The organism is uncultured Brevundimonas sp., from assembly GCF_937870815.1.
In the GTDB taxonomy this organism is placed as follows: domain Bacteria; phylum Pseudomonadota; class Alphaproteobacteria; order Caulobacterales; family Caulobacteraceae; genus Brevundimonas.
Map to the genome: position 1 here is coordinate 1 of NZ_CALMZS010000143.1, position 3,758 is coordinate 3,758.

Below are 3,758 nucleotides of genomic sequence, written 5' to 3' on the forward strand. Positions count from 1 at the left end.
TCGACCCCGGCCATCAGGAAGCGCGGGCGTCCCGGGCCACGCCGTCCAGGGCCGCGTTGACGAATTTCGCCTCGGCGGCGTCGAAGAAGGCCTTGGCCAGTTCGACATACTCATCGATGACGATCTCGCGCGGCACATCCTGACGGTCGCGCAGCTCCCAGGCTCCGGCGCGCAGCAGGGCCCGCAGGGTGGAATCGAGCCGCTCCAGCCGCCAGTTCGACGCCAGCCGGGCCTTCACCGCCGTGTCGATGTCGCGCTGGCTCCCGACCACGCCGCGCACGATCTCCGCGAAATACGCTTCGTCGGCCTCGGCCAGGGGCTCGCCTTCCATGTCGGAGTCGAAGCGGTGGTTGGAGAATTCGGCGATGACCGTGTCCACGCCCTCGCCGGCCAACTCCATCTGGTACAGGGCCTGCACCGCCGCGAGGCGCGCGACCGTGCGGGCGCGCCGCTGGCGGCTGGTCAGCTGCGGCTCGGCGCGCTGCTTTTCGGCCTCGGCGAGTTGCTCGAGCACGGACTGGAGGCTGGCGGGTTCGGTCACGCGCCCAGTCCTACGCGCAGCCGCTTGCGCAAGGCAATGAGGTCCAGACAGGCGCGCGCCGCGCCGCCGCCCTTGTCGCCCTCGCTGATCCGCGCCCGGGCCCAGGCCTGGTCCTCGTCCTCCGTGGTCAGGATGCCGTTGCCGATGATCAGCCCCTTGAGGCCGAGGCTGCTCAGGGCCGCCGCGGATTGATCCGAGACGATCTCGAAATGATAGGTCTCGCCGCGGATGACGCAGCCGAGGGCGACATAGCCGTCATAACGGGGCGCGGTCGGGAAGCGCCCGGCCTCCTCCGCCAGGGCGATGGCGGTCGGGACCTCGAGCGCGCCGGGCACCGAAACGACGTCAAAGGTCGCGCCCCGGGCGCGCAGGGCGTCCTTCGCCCCTTCCAGCAGGACGTCGGCAAGGTCGTCATAGAAGCGCGCCTCGACGATGAGAACGCGGGCGGGATCGCTCAGGATTGGTCTTCTCCGTCCCAGGAATTGGCCATGTCGCGCCAGCCGACGATACGCAGGCCGTAGCCTTCAAGCGCGGCGGGGTTGGGGCGGGTCGAACTCATCACGATCATGTCGCGCACGCCGAGATCGAGCAGGATCTGGGCCCCGACGCCGTAGTTGCGGATCGAACGATCGACCCCCGCGGGCTTCTCGACGCCCGACAGCCGCTCGGCCAGCCCGTGCAGCTCCGGGTCGCGCAGGAAGACGGTGACCCCGGCGCCGTCGTGCGCGCTGATCGCCTTCAGGGCCTGGGGCACATAGTTCTGGCGCGCCTCGACGTGGCCGAGGATGTCGGCGGCGAAATCCACCTGGTGCATTCGCACCAGGGTCGGCCGACCGGGTTCGACCTTGCCCTTCACCAGGGCGATGTGTTCGGCGCCCTCGATGGTGTTCCGGTACAGCATCAACCGGAACGGTCCGCCGTGGACGCTGTCGAACGGCGTGTCCACGACCCGCTCGACATAGCGTTCGGTGCGGCGGCGGTAGGCGATCAGATCGGCGATGGCGCCGATCTTCAGTCCGTGCAGCTGGGCGAAGGCGACCAGATCGGGCATCCGCGCCATCGAGCCGTCGTCGTTCATGATCTCGCAGATGACCCCCGCGGGCGTCAGCCCGGCCATGCGGGAGATATCGACCGCCGCCTCGGTATGGCCCGTGCGGACCAGCACGCCGCCGTCGCGGGCGACCAGCGGGAAGACGTGGCCCGGCGAGACGATGTCGTCGGCGCCCCGGGCCGGGTCCGCCGCCACCTGGACGGTGCGAGCCCGGTCCGCGGCGGATATGCCGGTGGTGACGCCCTCCCGCGCCTCGATCGAGACGGTGAAGGCCGTGCCCATGCTCTCGCGGTTCTCGGCGGCCATCGGCGGCAGGCGCAGCTGGCGGGCGCGGTCGGCGGTGATGGCGAGGCAGATCAGGCCGCGCGCGTGGCGGGCCATGAAATTGATCTGGTCCGGCGTGGCGAACTGGGCCGGAATGATGATGTCGCCCTCGTTCTCCCGGTCCTCGGCGTCGACGAGGATGTAGGGCTTGCCGTTGCGGGCGTCCTCGAGGATGTCCTCGATGGGGCTGATCGGGCTGTCGTTCCCATTTTCCATGTTTTTTGGCGCGGCCAATTGCATCACGCCGTCTCCTGCCACCGCGCGAGGTATCGCGCCAGCATGTCGATCTCCAGATTGACCGCGTCGCCGGCTTTCAGTCCGCCCAGCGTCGTGGCCTCCCGGGTGTGGGGAATGACGTTCAGGCCGAAGACCGCGCCGTCGACGGCGTTCACCGTCAGCGACACGCCATCGACCGTGACGGAGCCCTTGGGCGCGATGAAGCGGTGCAGCGGCGCCGGGGCCTCGATGTCGATCCGGTGCGAACCGCCTTCCGGCGTCACCGAGACGACCCGGCCCAGGCCGTCGACATGGCCCGAGACGATATGACCGCCCAGTTCGTCGCCCAGTTTCGCGGCTCGCTCCAGATTGACCGGATCGCCTTCGCGCCAGCCGCCGAGAGTGGTCTTCGACAGGGTCTCGCCCGAGACCTCGACCGCGAACCAGCCGGGGCCCTTTTCGGTGACCGTCAGGCAGCAGCCGGCGTGGCTGATCGAGGCGCCGAGGTCGATGCCCGCCGTGTCCCAGCGGGTCTCGATCTCGTAGCGGCTATCGCGCTCGGTCTGCTCGACCTTACGCACCTTGCCAATGTCAGTGACGATCCCGGTGAACATCAGAGCCTCTCGTAGCGCTCCCACAGATCGTCGCCGCAAGGCTCGACCGCAAGGCGGCGGAAGCGCGGGGCGTCGGCCAACCGGTCCAGCACGAAGTCTCCGACCGCGGGCCGGCCCTCGTCGCCCAACACGATCGGGGCGCGAAACCATTCGATGGCGTCGATCAGCCCGGCCGCCAGAAAGCTGGCCGCCACCTGCCCGCCGCCCTCGACCAGCAAGGCGGGACGCCAGTCGGACGCGGCGGTCGCCGAACCGCCGCCCTTGCTCAGGTCCTTCAGTTTTTCGGCGCCGGCCGCCTTCAGATAGTCCTCGAGAATGATCAGCGCCGCGTCCGGATCGACCCGCCCTTCACGCTCGGACACAGTCAGGACGGTCACCCCCGCGGACATCAAATCCGCATGGGCGGAGCGGGTCGTGACGATGACGGTGGGCAGACGGTGCGCTTCACGCACAAGGTGGGAATCAAGCGGCAACCGCTGCCGGCTGTCCAGCACGACGCGGATCGGCTGAAAACCGAGATAGCCCGGCAGCCGCACCGTCAGCTGTGGATCGTCCGCGATCGCCGTCTCCACGCCAATCAGCACAGCTTGATGTGTCGCGCGCAAGCGATGGACCTGCTGTCGCGCCTCTTCGCCCGTAATCCACCGGCTCTCGCCCGAGGCCGTGGCGATGCGTCCGTCCAGCGAGGTCGCCAGCTTCAGGGTGACGCGCATCAGCTTTCGTCCAGACCCTCGTCGCCGAGGAAGCGGGCGAAGTCGCCGGTATGGCGGAAATCCCTGTAGACCGAGGCGTATCGGACATAGGCCACCTCATCGACCGACTTCAGCGCCTTCATGATGAAGTCGCCGACGGTCGAGGACGGGATCTCGGTCTCGCCGAGGCTTTCCAGCTGGCGGGTGATGCGGCTGACCAGCTGTTCGACCTGTTCGGCCTGAACCGGCCGCTTGCGCAGGGCGACGGTCAGCGAGCGCTCCAGCTTGTCGCGGTCGAACGGGGTGCGGCGGCCGTTGCG

Annotated in this window: 6 protein-coding genes; all 6 read right to left on the minus strand. The window is 68.9% G+C overall.

Annotated features, from left to right (window positions below; translation table 11 throughout):
• Nucleotides 1-13 precede the first annotated feature (13 nt).
• A complete protein-coding gene (gene nusB / locus Q0588_RS09485; protein ID WP_298745712.1) occupies nucleotides 14-541 on the minus strand; it encodes a transcription antitermination factor NusB in 528 nt (175 codons plus the stop codon).
• Nucleotides 538-999: a 6,7-dimethyl-8-ribityllumazine synthase gene (ribH, locus tag Q0588_RS09490; RefSeq protein ID WP_298745717.1), complete on the minus strand. Its 462-nt coding sequence runs from the start codon at nucleotides 997-999 to the stop codon at nucleotides 538-540. The genes nusB and ribH overlap by 4 nt, the downstream gene beginning before the upstream one ends.
• Entirely contained in the window at nucleotides 996-2,156 is a 1,161-nt protein-coding gene (gene ribB, locus Q0588_RS09495; protein ID WP_298745713.1) for a 3,4-dihydroxy-2-butanone-4-phosphate synthase, read from the minus strand. Before ribB ends, ribH begins: the two co-directional genes overlap by 4 nt.
• Nucleotides 2,156-2,746, minus strand: a complete 591-nt coding sequence (locus tag Q0588_RS09500) for a riboflavin synthase (RefSeq protein ID WP_298745714.1) — start codon at nucleotides 2,744-2,746, stop codon at nucleotides 2,156-2,158. Before Q0588_RS09500 ends, ribB begins: the two co-directional genes overlap by 1 nt.
• A complete protein-coding gene (locus tag Q0588_RS09505) occupies nucleotides 2,746-3,459 on the minus strand; it encodes a RibD family protein (RefSeq protein ID WP_298745715.1) in 714 nt (237 codons plus the stop codon). The genes Q0588_RS09500 and Q0588_RS09505 overlap by 1 nt, the downstream gene beginning before the upstream one ends.
• A partial coding sequence (locus Q0588_RS09510) for an ATP cone domain-containing protein (protein WP_298745716.1) occupies nucleotides 3,459-3,758 on the minus strand: 300 nt, incomplete at its 5' end. The genes Q0588_RS09505 and Q0588_RS09510, both read right to left, overlap by 1 nt.

Coding starts and splice junctions, on each gene's coding strand:
- Q0588_RS09500 (WP_298745714.1), bottom strand. CDS start 2,746: ATGTTCACCGGGATCGTCACTGACATTGGCAAGGTGCGTAAGGTCGAG.
- Q0588_RS09505 (WP_298745715.1), bottom strand. CDS start 3,459: ATGCGCGTCACCCTGAAGCTGGCGACCTCGCTGGACGGACGCATCGCC.
- ribB (WP_298745713.1), bottom strand. CDS start 2,156: ATGCAATTGGCCGCGCCAAAAAACATGGAAAATGGGAACGACAGCCCG.